Annotated in this window: 9 protein-coding genes; 8 read left to right on the forward strand and 1 reads right to left on the reverse strand. The window is 49.4% G+C overall.

From position 1 onward, the window contains the following. The first annotated feature begins 77 nt into the window (after window positions 1-77). The 8 genes from ABEQ74_RS13235 to ABEQ74_RS13270 all read left to right on the forward strand — a co-directional run bounded on the left by ABEQ74_RS13235 (window position 78) and on the right by ABEQ74_RS13270 (window position 15,642). A complete protein-coding gene (locus tag ABEQ74_RS13235) occupies window positions 78-878 on the forward strand; it encodes a response regulator (RefSeq protein ID WP_430122635.1) in 801 nt (266 codons plus the stop codon). 154 nt (window positions 879-1,032) lie between these two features. After that, complete coding sequence (locus tag ABEQ74_RS13240) at window positions 1,033-2,364, forward strand: ABC transporter substrate-binding protein (protein ID WP_430122636.1); 1,332 nt, start codon at window positions 1,033-1,035, stop codon at window positions 2,362-2,364. Window positions 2,365-2,731: 367 nt separating this feature from the next. Next, window positions 2,732-3,613, forward strand: coding sequence for a carbohydrate ABC transporter permease (locus ABEQ74_RS13245; RefSeq protein WP_430122637.1), 882 nt, complete (start codon window positions 2,732-2,734; stop codon window positions 3,611-3,613). A gap of 12 nt (window positions 3,614-3,625) precedes the next feature. Continuing rightward, window positions 3,626-4,453, forward strand: a complete 828-nt coding sequence (locus ABEQ74_RS13250; RefSeq protein ID WP_430122638.1) for a carbohydrate ABC transporter permease — start codon at window positions 3,626-3,628, stop codon at window positions 4,451-4,453. Between the two features lie 48 nt (window positions 4,454-4,501). Then, on the forward strand, window positions 4,502-6,757 hold the full coding sequence (locus ABEQ74_RS13255) for an FAD-dependent oxidoreductase (RefSeq protein WP_430122639.1): 2,256 nt from the start codon (window positions 4,502-4,504) through the stop codon (window positions 6,755-6,757). Window positions 6,758-7,019: 262 nt separating this feature from the next. Beyond that, window positions 7,020-8,060, forward strand: coding sequence for an ABC transporter substrate-binding protein (locus ABEQ74_RS13260; protein ID WP_430122640.1), 1,041 nt, complete (start codon window positions 7,020-7,022; stop codon window positions 8,058-8,060). 35 nt (window positions 8,061-8,095) lie between these two features. Continuing rightward, a complete protein-coding gene (gene fhuB / locus ABEQ74_RS13265) occupies window positions 8,096-10,162 on the forward strand; it encodes a Fe(3+)-hydroxamate ABC transporter permease FhuB (protein WP_430122641.1) in 2,067 nt (688 codons plus the stop codon). Between the two features lie 332 nt (window positions 10,163-10,494). Next, window positions 10,495-15,642, forward strand: coding sequence for an S-layer homology domain-containing protein (locus ABEQ74_RS13270; RefSeq protein ID WP_430122642.1), 5,148 nt, complete (start codon window positions 10,495-10,497; stop codon window positions 15,640-15,642). A 179-nt stretch (window positions 15,643-15,821) separates the two neighbouring features. Here the strand turns inward: ABEQ74_RS13270 and ABEQ74_RS13275 are convergent, their stop codons facing one another. Continuing rightward, a complete protein-coding gene (locus ABEQ74_RS13275) occupies window positions 15,822-16,634 on the reverse strand; it encodes a phosphotransferase family protein (RefSeq protein WP_430122643.1) in 813 nt (270 codons plus the stop codon). Window positions 16,635-16,867 lie beyond the last annotated feature (233 nt).

The raw sequence follows: 16,867 nt of genomic DNA on the forward strand, positions 1-16,867 counted from the left end.
GAGGGTAGCAGGTGCTTTGGCAGGCTGTACAGGCTGGAAACGGCTTTTAATAGCAAGGCAACAAGGAGGGAAGACCTATGTGGAAGGTGCTGCTGGTTGAGGATGAAGTATTCGTGCGAGAGTCTGTGCGGGAGATTATCGCTTGGGAAGAGTTAGGGTTCAAGGTGGCCGGGGAAGCAGGTAACGGTGCAGAGGCGCTTGAGATCATCCGGAGGAATCCGCCTGATCTGGTGCTGACGGATATTATAATGCCGGAAATGGATGGCGTGGAGCTTCTGCGCCGAACCCGGGAAGAGGGATACACATCGCGGTTTGTGATGCTGACCTGCATGAATGAATTCGAGTATGTCCGCCAAGCGATGGAATATGGTGCATCCAATTACATTCTAAAGCTGTCGATGAGTGTGAACACACTGCGGGAGACGCTGCACAAAATGAATGCGGAATTGATGAAGAATCATCCGGGTCATCAAACTTCTACAGGGGGAGAGACCACGGATACGATAACGCCGCAGCTGGCTCATCAAGCTTCTCCTAGTGAGATTACTACACATCCGGAAGTACAGAAAATACTGCGGTATATTCATGATCACTACGAGCAGGACATTACAGTGAAATCGATGTCGAGCTACGTGATGATGGGCGAAAATTATGTGAGCGCACTATTCAAGAAAAAGACCGGGCGCACCTTGATTCATTATTTGCATCAGGTCCGGGTGGATAAAGCAACCGAGTATCTACTCCGTACGGAGCTGCCGGTTCACGAGATCGCCCTTCGCGTAGGGTTTGTGAATGATAATTATTTCATCAAAATTTTCAAGCGGTTGACAGGACTCACGCCTAGTAAATACAGGCAACAGCATAAAGGACCAAAGTAGAACGAATCGATGTATGAAAATGAGAGATACCGGGTTTTGAATCTCATCGTTTTGTTCCATCAACTGAATGGATATGTAGCTTAAAAGCGACTCCCGTTCCCTGCTACGATGAGAGGGCATCAAAACCATTCATATTTTCGGGGAGGTCTCTAAAGTGAGAAATAAAAAAGGTTGGGCGATGCTTCTCATCAGCGTGTTGCTGCTCGGTCTTCTCGCGGGCTGCGGCGGTAAAACGACGGCAACCACCAGTGAGGGACAAGGAACGGACAATTCGAAAGCGCCTTCATCGGATGGACCGGTCAAACTTACGATGTGGGGCGGGGTGCCGCCAGAGGCGGGGCCGCAAAAAGTCATTGATACATGGAATGCCGAGCATCCCGATATTCAAGTTGAATATGTCCGCTACGTTAATGACGATGACGGCAATCTGAAGCTGGATACCGCGATGATTACGGGTCAGGATGTCGACCTGTTCGTGAATTACACACTTTCTCAAACGTCCAAACGGGTAGAGTCCAACCTGGCCTTAGATCTCAGTCAATTCGATGATTACAATATCGATGAGAAAATGGGGCCGATTGCTGAGAGCTGGAAGATCAACGGCAAGTATTACGGCATGCCGACCACCAAGAGTGCATTTTTCGTCGCTTTGAATAAGGAAGCCCTCGATGCAGCCGGCCTGCCGATTCCGAAGGAATGGACATGGGATGAGCTGCGCGAATATGCCAAGAAGCTTAAGGTAGGCAGCAACTATGGATTTATTCAGAATATGGAGCCTTTCGTTGACCCAATTGATTCCGTGTTATCACAAGAGGGGTACACCAAGGCGGATGGAACTTCGAATATGGATCACCCCCTAGTCAAAAAATGGCTTGAAACACTGAATGTCATGATGAAAGAAGAGAAGACAACGCCACCGCTCGGAGAGCAGCTGACTTCGAAAATGCCGGTGGAGCAGGTGTTCCTGAGCGGGGAAGTGCCTATGCTGAACATCGGAGCCTGGCTGCTGCGCAGCTCGAATAACTTTACCGATTTCCCTCGCGACTTCACCATCGCATTCGCCCCTGTGCCAAGACTTACAGACAACGCGGAGGATTATGTGACAAGGGGCGGTCTCGGGGATTACATCTCCATTAATGCCAATTCCAAAAAACAAGCGGAAGCCTGGGAATTCCTGAAGTGGTACGCGGACGGAGGAATGGCGCCGATGGCTGCGGGCGGAAGATTGCCTGCTTCGAAGGATGCCAATCAGGAAGAAGCGTTAAAAAGCCTGCTAGGTGATAAGAAAGAGACTTATGATCTGGATTCATTAATGTATGTTATATTCGAAGACAAGACGCCTACGTACGTACGGAGCTTGCCGCAAGAGATGATGGATATGCGCGCCCAGGAGTATGAGAAATACTTCCTTGACGCACAATCGCTGGATCAAACCCTGGGAGCCATGGTAAACCGGCATAACTCATATTTAAAAGAGGGCAAATAGTGGACTGACCGGTCCTATATGAAGAGGATTATCGCTTCGGCGACAGTCCTCTTTTTGTTTTGCTTTGACCATGACCATGGCTTATGAGAGCAAGGAGGGAGACGTGAAGTGATATATGGGCTAAACAAAATGACACGAGGCGATCGTTCATCCTACTGACATCGTAGGCTCGATATCTTCACCGCCCTGCCGATCTTCTCCACCAAGCTACTTTTTTTCACAGAATAGAACAAATCCACGGAGCTTCCAGCCTCTTGGTCTATCAATTACAAACTTCTGTAGCATAAAGTCGAAGGTTTTGTTCCTTATTTCCTCTGGATTCAGCCTGTATGCTTGAAATGAATAAGACCAAGAGGAGTGGGGCTATGTGAAAACATCCTGGATGAAACGGCAGCAGTATCTCGGTTATCTGTTTATCGGTCCAAACATGATCGGCGTGATCCTGTTTTTTATTTTGCCAGCCATTTATTCGTTCTATCTCATGTTTACAGACTACAAATTTATGAGCCAGAACACGAAATTCGTGGGACTAGCCAATATTCAAAAAATGCTGGGAGACGAGATCTTCTACATTTCAATTAAAAATACGCTGTTTTTTCTGCTCTCTGTACCCATATCGATCGGGCTGGCTTTTGTCGTCGCAGTCGTTCTGAACCGCTCGGTATACTTCAAAAAGCTCCTCCGTGCCCTATATTTCATGCCTTACATTACCAGCGGTGTCGCCGTGGCCTTCGTGTGGATGCTGCTGTTCCATCCCAATAACGGTCCGATCAACGGAATATTAAAGTCGCTTGGCATCAGCAATCCACCAGGATGGCTGTCCACGATGGATTCTTCCATGTACGCCGTCGACATTATTTGGATCTGGTTTATGCTCGGTTACAACATGATTATCTATCTGGCTGCGCTGCAAGAGGTCTCAACCGAACTGCTGGAGGCCGCCAAAATCGATGGTGCCCGCACCTGGCAAACCATTCGCAGTATCCTGTGGCCGCTTGTCAGCCCGACAACATTCCTTCTGCTCATTACCGGGCTTATTATGACGATCAAGCAGTTCGGGATTATTCAAGCCATTACGCAGGGCGGCCCAGGTAACAGCACCACCGTGTTGTCTTTGTTTATATACCAGAACGCCTTCCGCTACTACGAAATGGGTTACGCATCTGCGATCTCCTGGGCGCTGTTCTTGATCATCATGATCTTCACCGTTATCCAATGGATCGGCCAGAAGCGCTGGGTTCACTATTAAGGAGGAAGGAATATGACCAAAGCTTTATATAAGAAAATAATCATCACGATCGTTATGCTGTTCTTCAGCGTGATTATGATCGTTCCTTTCCTCTGGATGATCAGCGCTTCGTTCAAGACGCCGGCGGAAGTATTTCAATACCCGATCAAATGGATTCCTGCTCATTTCATGTGGGATCATCATATCAAGGTGTGGACCGGGGCGAACAGCTTTGTCCATTACTATCTTAACTCGCTGAAAGTCGCCTTGATCAGCACCGTGGGAGCGGTGTTATTGTCTGCTCTGGCCGCTTATGGTTTTTCCCGGATCGAGTTTAAAGGGCGGAATGCCATGTTCATGATTTATTTATCCATGATGATGGTTCCACCACAGGTACTGTTTGTGCCAAAGTTCATCATGTTCGATTGGGCCGGCATTTACAACACGCATTGGGCTCTTATATTACCGGGAATGTTTACGATATTCGGGGTGTTTATGATGCGGCAGTTTTTTCTCTCCGTGCCCTATGAAATATCAGAGGCTGCCTTTATCGACGGAGCGGGACACTTCCGTATATTTTCCCGGATCATTCTGCCGATGGCCAAACCCTCGCTGGCTACACTGGCCATTATTGATTTCTCCTGGCACTGGAATGATTACGAGAATGCCTTGGTATTTTTAATCGATCAGAAGCTGTATACAGTTCCGCTCGGACTACAAAATTTCATACTGGAGAATACCGTTGATTACAACGGTATGATGGCGGCGGCAACGGCAGGCATTATTCCGATGATTCTCGTGTTCCTGATCGGCCAGAGATACATTATTCAGGGTGTAGCGAGTGCGGCTGTAAAAGGATAGCTAAGACTAATTCTCTATATAAAACTTGACGAAGAAAGGGGTCGGAAAATGAGAAACGAAACGGTAATAAGCGACATTACGGTGGTTGGCGGCGGTTTGGCAGGCGTATGCGCTGCAGTGGCAGCCGCAAGGCTCGGACAGAAGGTGGCGCTTGTGCAGAACCGCCCGGTTCTGGGCGGAAACTCCAGCAGTGAAGTGCGCGTATGGGTGTGTGGAGCGACAGCCCACGGAACGAACCGTTATGCCCGGGAAACTGGCATTATGGGCGAGATGTTCGTGGAGAATCAATACCGGAATCCGGATGGAAATCCGTATTTGTGGGATTTGATCGTGCTGGAGACCGTGCGGGCCGAGTCGAATATAACCCTGTTCTTGAATGCGGACGTGCATGAGGTTGAGGCTGATGGCGACCCCGAGGCGCGGCAGATCCGATCGGTGACCGGCTGGATGATGGGCTCGGAGCGGCGCATTCGGTTCGAGAGTCCAATCTTCCTGGATTGTACCGGGGACGGGCTGGTCGGATTTCTTGCGGGAGCGGAATACCGGCTCGGGAGGGAAGCACGATCCGAGTTTGGTGAGGATTGGGCTCCAGAGCATGCCGATGATGTTCTGCTGGGCAGCACCCTGCTGTTCTATACGAAGGATGCCGGGCATCCGGTGAAATTCGTCCCACCGAGCTTTGCCAAAGATATTACGCAGACACCGATCCCGATCAAACGGGTCATTCGCAGCGGAGATTCCGGATGCCATTACTGGTGGATCGAATGGGGCGGGGAGCTTGACACCGTGCATGACAACGAACGAATCCGCGATGAGTTGTGGTCGGTCATCTATGGCATATGGGACTATATCAAAAATTCCGGCAAGTTCGAGGCCGACAATATGACACTGGAGTGGGTGGGTTCCCAGCCGGGCAAGCGGGAATACCGCCGATTCGTCGGCGATTATGTGCTGACGCAGAATGATATTATGGCCCAGCAGCCGTTTGAGGATCGCGTCGCCTTCGGCGGTTGGTCGATTGATCTGCATCCGCCGCAGGGCATGTACGCCGAAGAGAGCGGTTCGAAGCATACACATGCAGACGGCAATTATCATATTCCGTTCCGCAGCCTGTACTCGGTTAATGTGTCCAATATGCTGTTCGCCGGGCGTAATATCAGCGCCACCCACGTGGCCTTCGGTACCACACGCGTGATGGCGACCTGCGCCGTCATGGGCGAAGCGGCTGGCACGGCTGCAGCGCTGTGCGTCCAGCACGGCATCTCACCGCGGGAGCTGTCCCGCAGCCAGAGTGTCTTGCTTCAGCAGACGCTATTGAAACAAGACGCCGCCGTGATTGGGCTGGTGAATGAGGACCTGGCGGACCACGCTCGCTGCGCCAAGGTCAGCGCATCCTCCCATCTATCGAGGATTGTGACCGAGGAGGCGGAGGAAGCTTATCCGCTGAAGCGGGACATTGCCATGCTAATGCCGGCCGACCCGGGTCTTGGCGGGGAACTGGCATGGCTGCTGGATGCCGAACATGAAACCGAATTGACCGTGGAGGTTTGGAGCACGGGGCGACCGGAGAATTATGTGCCGGCTGCGCTGGAATTCCATACTTCTGTCCGGATCATGCCGGGGCAGGGGCAGTGGGTCCCGGTCCAGCTGAATTGGCAGCCGAACGAGCCGCAGAATGCATTTATCATCGTGCGCAAAAATTCGGATCTGACGCTATACCTGTCATCCAAACCGCTGAGCGGGCTGCTCGCCTTCGAACGGGGTGCAGCTGCCAGCGTGTCGAAGGCGCTGGAAGATCATGATGACAGCCAGCCGGTGGTAGAGTGGAGCATGAAGGGGCTGGTTCGTAAGCTGTTCTGCGTAAAATCGACGACAGACTCAAGAGCCTATCATCCCGAACATGTTATTGATGGGTACAAACGTCCTTATGGGGGTCCACATCTATGGATGTCCGAGCGAATGAGTGCTGAAGAGAAGCCTTGGCTGAAGCTGGAGTGGGATGAGGAGCACGAGATTAGTGAGATTCACCTTATTTTCAATGATGATGTTAACGAAGATTTGATCAATCTACATCACCATCGAACGCCGTTCGAAATCCTGCCTGAGTTGGTTAAAGACTACAAGCTGGAGGCATTGGACGAACAGGGGAACTGGAAGGTAGTGACGGAGGAACAGGATAACCGCCGCAGAAAAAGAATTCACCGTCTGGATGCACCTATCCGAACTGCAGGACTCCGACTAATCGTGGAGAGCACGAACGGGTCGGCTTACGCCGAGGTCGTGGAAGTCCGGGCTTACAGCTAGATATAACGTTAATAACGATAGATCCCTGATGCTTATCAAGACATTGGGGAGCTATCGTATTTTTGTTTAGGCGTCATCTATTATGACAAGAGCTGGGCGTAGCATTACGATTGTTTCTGGTCAGATAGCATATTTTCTATTGACATAGACAGTGAGAATGATTATCATTATCTAGTGTGTTGATAATGATAATTGTTCTCACTAATAATCATTAATAAAAAAATATCTACAATACATAGGAGAAGATGAGGGGGAAAACTTCATGCGTCATATGAAGAAAAAGAGTTTCGTGTTTATCATGTTGGTATTTCTTTTGGTTCTAGCCGGATGCGGTGCTGGAACAGCGTCCAAGGACAGCAGTAGTTCTAATGGAACGCCGAATTCAGATCAGGGAGCTGCGCAGGGCGGAGATAAAACAGAGGCAGCACCAGAGACTCGCACCATTAAGCATGCACTGGGTGAGACGGAAATTAAGGGCGTTCCAAAGCGCATCGTGGCACTGGAATGGCTGTACGCAGAAGATGTCCTCGCTCTTGGCATCCAGCCGGTTGGTATTGCTGATATTGAAGGGATGAACCAATGGGTGAACATTCCGGTCGAGATCGGTTCAGAAGTGACCGACGTCGGTACTCGTCAAGAGCCAAATGTGGAGCTGATTGCTTCCTTGAAGCCGGATCTGATCATCGGTTTGAAATCAAATATTGAAGGAAACTATGAAGCTTTTAAGAGCATCGCGCCTACATTGGTATTCGATCCTTATCCGGGTGAGGGACAAGGGGATCAGTATGAAGAGATGGTGAATACCTTTAATACGATCGCTGACGTGCTTGGCAAAAAAGAGGAAGCGACCAAAGTGCTTAGTGATCTGGACCAAACATATGCCGATGCCAAATCCAAGCTTGAAGCTGCCGGCATGACAGACAAACCGTTTGTGCTCGCAATGGGATACAGCAATCAGAATGCAGTGACGTTCCGGATTTCAACGGACAATTCACTGGCGGTTAAAATCTTGGAGCATATCGGCCTGACTAACGCCTATAAGCCTAAACAATTTGAAGTCTATGGTTTTACCACAGCTGACGTGGAGGCGCTGCCCGCCCTTCAGGACGCGAATTTCCTGCACATTATCCAGGACAGCGACAACGTCATTGAGAATCAATTGAAAGACAATCCAGTTTGGAAAGGTTTGAATTTTGTGAAAGAAAACCGCGTATATGCACTTGGTGGTGACATGTGGCCATACGGCGGCCCGTTGTCTGCCCAGACGATGGCTCGGAAGACAGCTGATCTGCTCACACAATGAGTCCCGGCAAGAAACTAGCTCAAGGCGCTAAGCCGATGAGCATCCATCCAGCCCTGCCCCGTTCCACTGGCGTGGGCTGGAAGCCGTTATGGATGCTGGCAGCGGGTCTTGCGGCACTTCTATTCCTTACATTCATCAGTTTAACGCAAGGCCTTGCGGATATATCGGTCAAAACGGTTGTGCAGGCTTTGGTGTCTCCGCAGGACATCGCGGATCATCATCTTATTCGCAGCGTGCGGCTTCCGCGCACGGTGATGGGGCTGCTGGCGGGTGCTGCCCTGGCGGTATCGGGTGTGCTCATGCAGACTGTCACGCGCAATCCGCTCGCATCGGAAACAACGCTTGGCGTCAATTCGGGTGCCTACTTGGCTGTCGTGGCTGGAATGATCTTCTGGCCGGGACTGCTGCATCAATATGCTCTTCCGCTGGCAGTTGCCGGGGGTACACTGGCGGCTGTAGCCGTCTATGCACTAGCGGGGAGGACGCAGGGCTCGCCCCTGCGGATTGCCTTGTCCGGCATGATCGTAACCCTGGTTCTCTCCTCGGTTACGAGTGCGCTTCTGCTGTTGAACCAGCAAGCGACACAGGGGATTTTTCTATGGGGATCGGGCTCGCTGATCCAGAATGACTGGGATGGCGTAGCTTTTTCATGGCCCTGGATCATCGGCGGGTTGATCGTGCTGTATATGGCGGTACGCCAGTGGGATATTCTCACGCTGAATGAAGAGTCGGCGCGTTCGCTTGGTCAAAAAGTCGGAATCACCCGCTTGCTTGCGATGGGAGCAGCTATTGTACTGGCCTGCGTGACGGTAAGTGTGGTTGGTCCAATTGGTTTTATCGGGCTGGTGGCTCCCCATTTGGTACGTTTGTCGGGCGTGGTCCGGCATGCCGGATTAATTCCGCTGGCGGCCGTATGGGGCTCGGTGCTCCTGGTCGGGGCTGATACAGTAGCCAGAATGTTCATCAACGCATACGGAGAGCTCCCGGTCGGTGCCATTACCGCGATGATCGGCGCACCCTGTCTCATCTGGCTGGCACTGCGGGTATCCCGTACGCTTATCGGCGGACGCGGCAGTTCAGGGGGATCGATGATGGCGGGCACAAGCCTGCGCCGGATTCCGTATCCGGTTCTGGTTGTGCTGCTGAGCGTACTGCTCGTGGTCGTATGGGTGCTCAGCCTGATGAGCGGTACACTGCGCATCCCCTTGGCGGAGGTGTGGGCTGTACTTACCGGAGGCGGCGATGCGATGTATCGCCAGATCCTGCTGGACTTCAGGCTGCCGAGGCTGCTTACGGCAGGGCTGTCCGGTATGGCGCTTGCAGTCAGCGGCAGCCTCCTCCAGAATGCCGTCCGAAATCCACTGGGCGATCCGCAGGTGATCGGGGTAACCAGCGGAGCCGGTGCAGGAGCGCTGCTCCTGATGGTGGGCTTCCCCTCATTGTCTGCCGACTGGGTACCGGTCGGCGCAGTGCTTGGGGGAATGGCTGCGGCTGCTCTGGTGTACGCGGTCTCCTGGAAGAGAGGGCTTCATCCGACGATTCTCACGCTGGTTGGTATTGCCGTTGCCGCGCTGGGGTCTGCCATTATCAATCTGATGATCGTTCATGCGAAGGTCGACGTCGCCCCAGCCTTATCCTGGATGGCGGGAAGCACGTATAACCGGGGATGGACGGAGGTTCAGCGGATTGTTCCGGCAATTCTGATTCTGCTGCCCCTGGCCGCATGGCTCGGACGGAAGGTGGACCTGCTGACTTTTAGCGAGGAAAGCTCTACAGGTCTTGGCCTTCATGTACGGAATACAAGAGTGTATGTGGCTATCATAGCGGTGCTGCTGGCATCCATTGCCGCAGCGAATGTCGGCTCGGTCGGCTTTATCGGACTGCTTGCGCCGCATGCTGCCAGAATGCTGGTTGGTGCCCGTCATCGGCAATCCATGGTCATCGCCGCACTGCTCGGCGGCATTCTGCTGGCTGGAGCAGACTGGATCGGAAGAGTGGTTATTATTCCGAAGGAACTGCCTTCCGGTATCGTTACCGCACTGCTGGGTGCGCCGTATCTGTTATATTTGATGGGAAAAACCAATAAGCTGAAGAGAAAATAAAAATAAACAATGAAGAGGCTATTTCATAGTCACCTCAGAGGTGATATGGAATAGCCTCTTTTACGTATGGCAGTGGGTAAAATGATTGGTCCTCTTGTATGGGAAGGCTTTCTGCGAACTTATGGGCCTGCCTTGGAGAAGCTGGTTAGGATTTCGACAAGGAAACTCGATATTTGTAGAGTTTTTGTAGAGATCGATCTGTTACAGTGGTTGTTGCCCATGAACTTTCCTCCCATTAGAAATCAAGGGAAGAACATATTGTTTGTAATAAGTGTCATTTTATATTTTTGGGTTTGAAAAAAGTCATTCAGAAGCAGAGGGAGTCGATTTTATTGAAAGACAGATCACGATTACGATGGAGTAAACGATTGTTCTCAACATTTATGGCACTGTTGATTACGATAAGCACGTTCTCGCCGGCTGCAATCGCCGCAGCTGCGGGAGGCCCGGTAAATGGGGCTACTTATTTTGTTGATACCGATAATTGGGGCGGACCAGGTTCTACTCAAATTGATGGAGATTTGGATATCGGGATAAAGAATCAGAACAATGCACCAGCCGATAACTATGACAAGTTTCCGATTGAATTTAAATTTGATGTGGATCAGCCCGTTCCAAGCGATGCCAATGCATATTTGCTAATTCGAGCGTATGATGTTGATGAAGAAGACGGGAACTATAACAATAGTACAGATGGAGAATGGGACCGGGTCTACTTTTCCTCAAATCCGGATCATATCCGCTTAGACTATAATTATACGAATTGGAAATACCCCATTCCTGGAGCGGGTCTCCCAAATAACAAGTATGCAAAAGAAATGCATAGTGACGCATTCGTAGGAGCCCTTTCCGGTAGTGACTTAAAATGGAATACAACAGTACTCCCTATTGATCCAAGTAAGATTGTGCAGGGGGAGAATTATGTAGGTATTACCATCCATCATTACTATCAGGACCCTAGCTCACCAAACTCTAACTGGCAGATGACTGTCGATTGGGGTCAGCTTGTGATAAACGGTGGAGCCCGTAACAAAGGTGAGATCACCAATGCAACAATGGAGAAAGGTACCGGAAGTAATAGCAATGACCTCATCATAAACACCAACTTCCTGCCGAAAGTAAATGGAAACTTCTCTTTAGAAGTGAGTGTCATTGAGAAGGTTGCGATGGGTGGAGATATAGTAGATCAGAATGTGGGGCTTGGACAAAAGCGGATTAAAGGAAGTACTGCTGGCGTGCCTGTAGATTCTGAAATTATCCTCAAAAATGTCACCTTGGATCCGAACAAAGAATACACCCTCAACGTGATTTTGTATGAAGATGGCGGTGCATTAACAGAGAATCCAAAAGATGTGGCTAATACGCCTATGGCAATTGATATCGATCCACTGGAAGTTCAGCAGATCTATTCTATTTCTACCTTTGACCCTAAGGTGGCTAATATCGAGAAGGACAACCGTCCTCAATATGAAACAACCGACTTTAGCCAGCAAGATTTTGCAGAGAAGTTCTCCAAAATCAATGGTCAGCAGGACAATACACTGGAAAAAGTAAAGATCGTGTCCTTACCGGATCCGGCAGTAGGCCGTCTCGTGCTTGGCCATGATGATGTAGCTACGGGGGATGAGATTCCGACTGCGGATTTGGACAACCTCAAGTTTGTCCCTGCCCAAGACGGCAGCTTCAAGCAGCCGGTTACTTTCAAGTGGAACGGTTTTGATCAGAGCAAACAGAAATACGCTCAGTTTGATGCAGATGTAACCATCACGCCTAATCTTGCACCAGTACTTGAGCATGTCGTTATTCCGGCTAACAAGGGAGAGGATACGATCCCTCTTAGCAGCGAGATCAAGAAAGCAATCCAGGATGGAGACGCGCAAGCAGATCCGGAGCATATAACCATTCTCTCGCTGCCATCACCGGATAAGGGGAAATTGACCCTAGGTACGGTTGATGTAACACAAGGGATGGAGATTCCTTGGGCCGATTTGGGCTCTCTAGTGTACATACCAGCGGGCAAAGATCAGACGGGTACCGTATCTTTTACATGGAATGCTTCAGACGGTGTGCAGTATGCAAAGGATCCAGCAACGGTGAAAATCCAAATCAATAATCCGCCTGTTTCCTTAGATATTGCAAAGCCGGGCCTTGAAGGGCAAAACGTAACTATCCCTGCAAGTGACTTTAAAATTACCGATGCGGATGGCGACGCACTGAAGAGCATTGAGATTATCAGCATTGATGCTAGTCAAGGAAAGCTTCAATATAATACGGTGACCGATGCAACCTATAGAGATATCACAGGCAAGATTGATGTAACAGATTTGGCTAATGTGATCTTTATTCCTGTACCGGATCTGCCGCTATCTCCCCCAGTTATGATTGAATGGCAGGGAGGAGACGGGAAACAAAATTCCGAGAACACAGGCAAGATTATCATCACCTATGATGGAAGACCCGTAGCTAATGCCCAGTTGATTGAGGTAGAAGAGGGTACCCCTCAAATCCCGATCACATTAACAGGACAAGATGCCGAGAGCTCGGTTCTGGGCTACAACATTGTAGGGCAGCCTGCCAAGGGGGTATTGGAACCGACATCTTCCGGAGATCATGTATGGACCTATATTCCAAACTCTGATTTCATTGGCGGCACGGATACCTTCTCATTTACCGTAACCGATGATGTGTACAGCCAGGTCAGTGAGCCTGCAGTAGTTACGATCCAGATGAACCGCGCGCTGGATGGCTGGGTCGGTGAACAGAATCAGGGAGACAATGAAATTGTTACAGCCATTCCCGGGAAGCCTTTGAAGCTATCTGCGGTCAGCTCGCTTAAGGCTCAGCAGGTGAATGCGATTGTAAACGGGGTTATCGTTCCACTTGTGGAGGTTAACTCGCAAGAAGCGGAAACCGTTGGTTATAAAACATGGAGCAACAGCAGCTGCGCCTTGCCGAAGGGAGTCCATCCGGGTAATTGCGTACTGCCTATGGACACGGCTGCTGGTACGTATACTGTAACTTTTGAGGCCTATAGCGGGTCAGGACAGGAATTGCCACCTGAAACGAAGCTTCAGGACAATCAATTCAAGGTTGTAGGCACGAAGCTTACGATCACAGCGAATCCGGCAGCTATTCCTGGAGACGGCAAGTCGACGACAGAGTTAACAGCCGTATTGAAGGATGGAGACGGCAAACCGGTTAAGGGTGTCCAAGTGGTCTTCGATGCACCAGCTGGACAAGGTGAGTTCATTGGTTCGAATATCGCAGTAACGGATGAGGACGGGAAAGCTGTCGTAACATTCAAATCACCTCAAATCAGTGGAGTGGAGAATCAGTCCATCGCTGTTACCGTGACGGTAGATGAACCGGAACAGGGTCTATATGGAGAAGATCATATTCTCATCACATTCCAGCCTGCTACGATCCAAGGGGTTATCACAGAAGGCGGCTCGCGTACACCGGTATCTAACACCAAAATACAGGTGACGCTGGACCTGAATGGCGATGGAAAAATCGAAGCGGGTGTTGATTTCATCGAAACCGTGATTACGGATGCTAACGGTGCATATTCACTTCCGGTTCCAAAAGGCGATGCAACCTATCATATCGAGTTCGTGCAAGACATTGTTATCGGTGGTGTTAGAACACCGGTTACTTTCACGCAAAAGGCTGTTGTTGATAAGCTCAACGGGAACAGCGAGGTATTTGATTCCGATAAAACCGTAACAGGTATCGTTTTATTCAAGAATCCTGACGGCAAGTCGAGTTTACTCGGCAGCAATCTGTCGGAGCATATGAAAGTCTATCTTAAAAACGAGAACGGCAACTACATCAAAGATGGGAATGGCGTGAAGAAACCGTTCGAGCTTGGAACGCAAGGCGTATTCAGTGCGGATGGCTTAGTGGCTAATCAGAAGTATAGTCTTGAGATCTGGTACGAGATGGAAGTCTACGACGAGAACGGACCTACCGGTAAATATAAGGAGATCCTGATCAACGGAAAACGGGATCCGCAGGATCCGAAAAAGATCAGCTATCCAGAGGTTCGGGTTACCGAGGATGGCGAGCTGAATATTGTGCAGGAGCTAGTTGACCCATATGGAACTATTACTGATGGGAAAACGAAAGCCGCTATCGAGGGCGCCGACGTGACATTGTACTATGCCAATACAGAAAGAAACACAGCGAACGGTATCAAACCGAATACCAAGGTGTACCTGCCGCCGATCGCGGATTTTGCTCCTAACGGCAACGCAAGCCCTGGCCAGAAGAGTGATATGAACGGTTTCTATGCCTATATGGTATACCCTGAGACGGATTACTATCTGACCGTAACGAAGAATGGATACAACTCTTACACAAGTCCAAAGATTGAGGTCAATTGGGATATTGTGAAGCATGATGTGCAGTTGTACCGGCCAACTGGCCAGGGACAGGGAGAACCTGCTTCGCCAGTTAAACCGGAGGAGACTCCTAAAGATCAACCAGCAGTATCTTTGAATTTGTCTGTAGATAAGAACCTTGTTCAAGAGGGCGGACAATCCAAGATCACCGTCAATTATAAGAATGAATCTTCCTCTGCTATCGAAGGTGGCAAAATCACAATCCAACTTCCTGAAGGAGTAGAAGTGATAGATGCAGCTGGTGGTCTGGTAGAAGGCAGTACGATCACTTGGACGGTGGGAAATTTGGCAGGAAAACAGTCCGGAAAATATGAAATTGTATTGAAGTGGCCAAACTTGGATGTCAAAGAAGTCATCCATGATGTAAAAGGAATTTTCACAGTGGGATCCAGTACTAAGGTACAAGCAACATCGATGTTGAAAATTAAAGTATTCTCTACTGGATTCGAGCATTTGAATCATCAGCGGTATATCTTGGGTTACCCTGATGGTGAATTCAAACCGAATCGGTCACTGACCCGTGCAGAGTTGGCAGCGATTGTGGCACGTCTGACTGAGAATAGCGAATCCTCTGCTCCACTGAGCTATAAGGATGTACCAGCGGACTACTGGGCTGCGAATTATATCAAGATTGCAACCAAGCATGGTTATTTCAATGGATTTGCTGACGGCACCTTCCGTCCGGATGTGAAGGTAACGCGGGGCGAGCTGGCTTCGGTCATGACCAGGTTCCTGAAGCTTGATATCAGCAAGTCAGGAGAACTGCATTTTAATGATATCGAGGGATACTGGGCTGCCGATGCGATTGAAGGGTTATACCGTAATCAGTTCTTGTCCGGCTACCCGGATGGATCCTTCAAACCGAAGAGCCAGATTATCCGGTCCGAAGCCGTAACCTTGATCAACCGCATGCTGTATCGCGGTCCACTGCAAGGTGTGGAGCAGCAGTTCCCTGATATGCCGAAGATCCATTGGGCATTTGGTGACGTGCAAGAAGCGACCATATCCCATGAATCTGAAAGAAACTCCGACGGAATCGAAGAGTGGATCAAGAACATCAGTGACGATGTGAAGTAAAATGAGCAACATAGAATGATTTAATAGGCATGACAGAAAGAGCCCGGGTTCTTCTCTTAAGGGAGAACTCAGGCTCTTTTTATATTTTCATATGATTTGCTATGTATCATTTCACTTAAGAAGCGCCCAAATCTATCTCACCTTCGGGTCATTCGCCTTACCACCAGGCCGATAATTCATTAACGAACTTCACTGCTGTGCTGCAATATCATCCGCAGCTTCTTAACATTTTCACTGTCCCTATCATTCTTCATCTCTACAATACGAGCGGCTAAAGTAGGGGCCATCCATTCGTTGATCATGGTCTCGTCCATTCCTGTTAGCAGACCGTATTCTTTCAAATATTCATGATGAAATAACTCGCGAAGTGGTCTGTTGGCTAACCAATCTGGAGCATTTGGCGGGAGTGAATGAGACTGCATCATCATAGAGCTTCTGGCAACATCAGCTGCTTGATGTCCAATCCATACATTCAGCCAGTCAATCACAATAGGGCCTTGGGGTGAGATGATGATGTTATCCGGGTGAAAATCATAATGGCAGACAGTATGGCCTTCAGGCAAGGTGTGAAGAATATGCTGAATCATCTGTTTCTCATGATCATTGGTGACTGCTGACGAGTCGATTAATGCTCCAATCTCTGTTTTGAGATTCGGCTCCATATCGACCCTGGCCTGATGGATTTCAGCGTGAAGCTGTGCCATTAACTTGGCATGATAAGATATATTTTCTTTGGTGGGTTCGATCTGCCAGAGCATGGTCGGCCCATCAATTCGTTCATAGACGAGGCAGGACTTCCCTTCATACTCCAATAAACCTGAATATTGAGGCGCTCGAAGATTTAAGCTGCTGATCAGCTCTGCATTTTTTGCTTCCTTATTTGCTTCATACGTTGAATTGAAATGATCATGGAATACCTTGATAACCTCATGATTTCCCCATCGATAAACATTAGCGGTATTACCCATCCCAACTAATTCACCTATTCTCATAACAATCCCCCTCTCCTCCAATATTATACAAGCGAGAACGTAAGGCTGGTAGCGTAGATGCCTGAATATGTTGTTATCTGCTGTCTTTGTCCTCCTGATTAACTCCCTGGATATCGTTAATGAACACGCTTGCCTTCTGGGTAATTCTGGTTCCGAGGCATCAATATTAAAAATCGTTCGTTATACATGTTTCACTTCTATGCAAATTGGGTAATTGTACTAAACATATTATT

Source organism: Paenibacillus solani, from assembly GCF_050475945.1.
Taxonomy (GTDB): Bacteria; Bacillota; Bacilli; order Paenibacillales; family Paenibacillaceae; genus Paenibacillus_AQ; species Paenibacillus_AQ solani_A.

Coding starts and splice junctions, on each gene's coding strand:
- ABEQ74_RS13260 (WP_430122640.1), top strand. CDS start 7,020: ATGCGTCATATGAAGAAAAAGAGTTTCGTGTTTATCATGTTGGTATTT.
- fhuB (WP_430122641.1), top strand. CDS start 8,096: ATGAGCATCCATCCAGCCCTGCCCCGTTCCACTGGCGTGGGCTGGAAG.
- ABEQ74_RS13250 (WP_430122638.1), top strand. CDS start 3,626: ATGACCAAAGCTTTATATAAGAAAATAATCATCACGATCGTTATGCTG.
- ABEQ74_RS13275 (WP_430122643.1), bottom strand. CDS start 16,634: ATGAGAATAGGTGAATTAGTTGGGATGGGTAATACCGCTAATGTTTAT.
- ABEQ74_RS13235 (WP_430122635.1), top strand. CDS start 78: ATGTGGAAGGTGCTGCTGGTTGAGGATGAAGTATTCGTGCGAGAGTCT.
- ABEQ74_RS13255 (WP_430122639.1), top strand. CDS start 4,502: ATGAGAAACGAAACGGTAATAAGCGACATTACGGTGGTTGGCGGCGGT.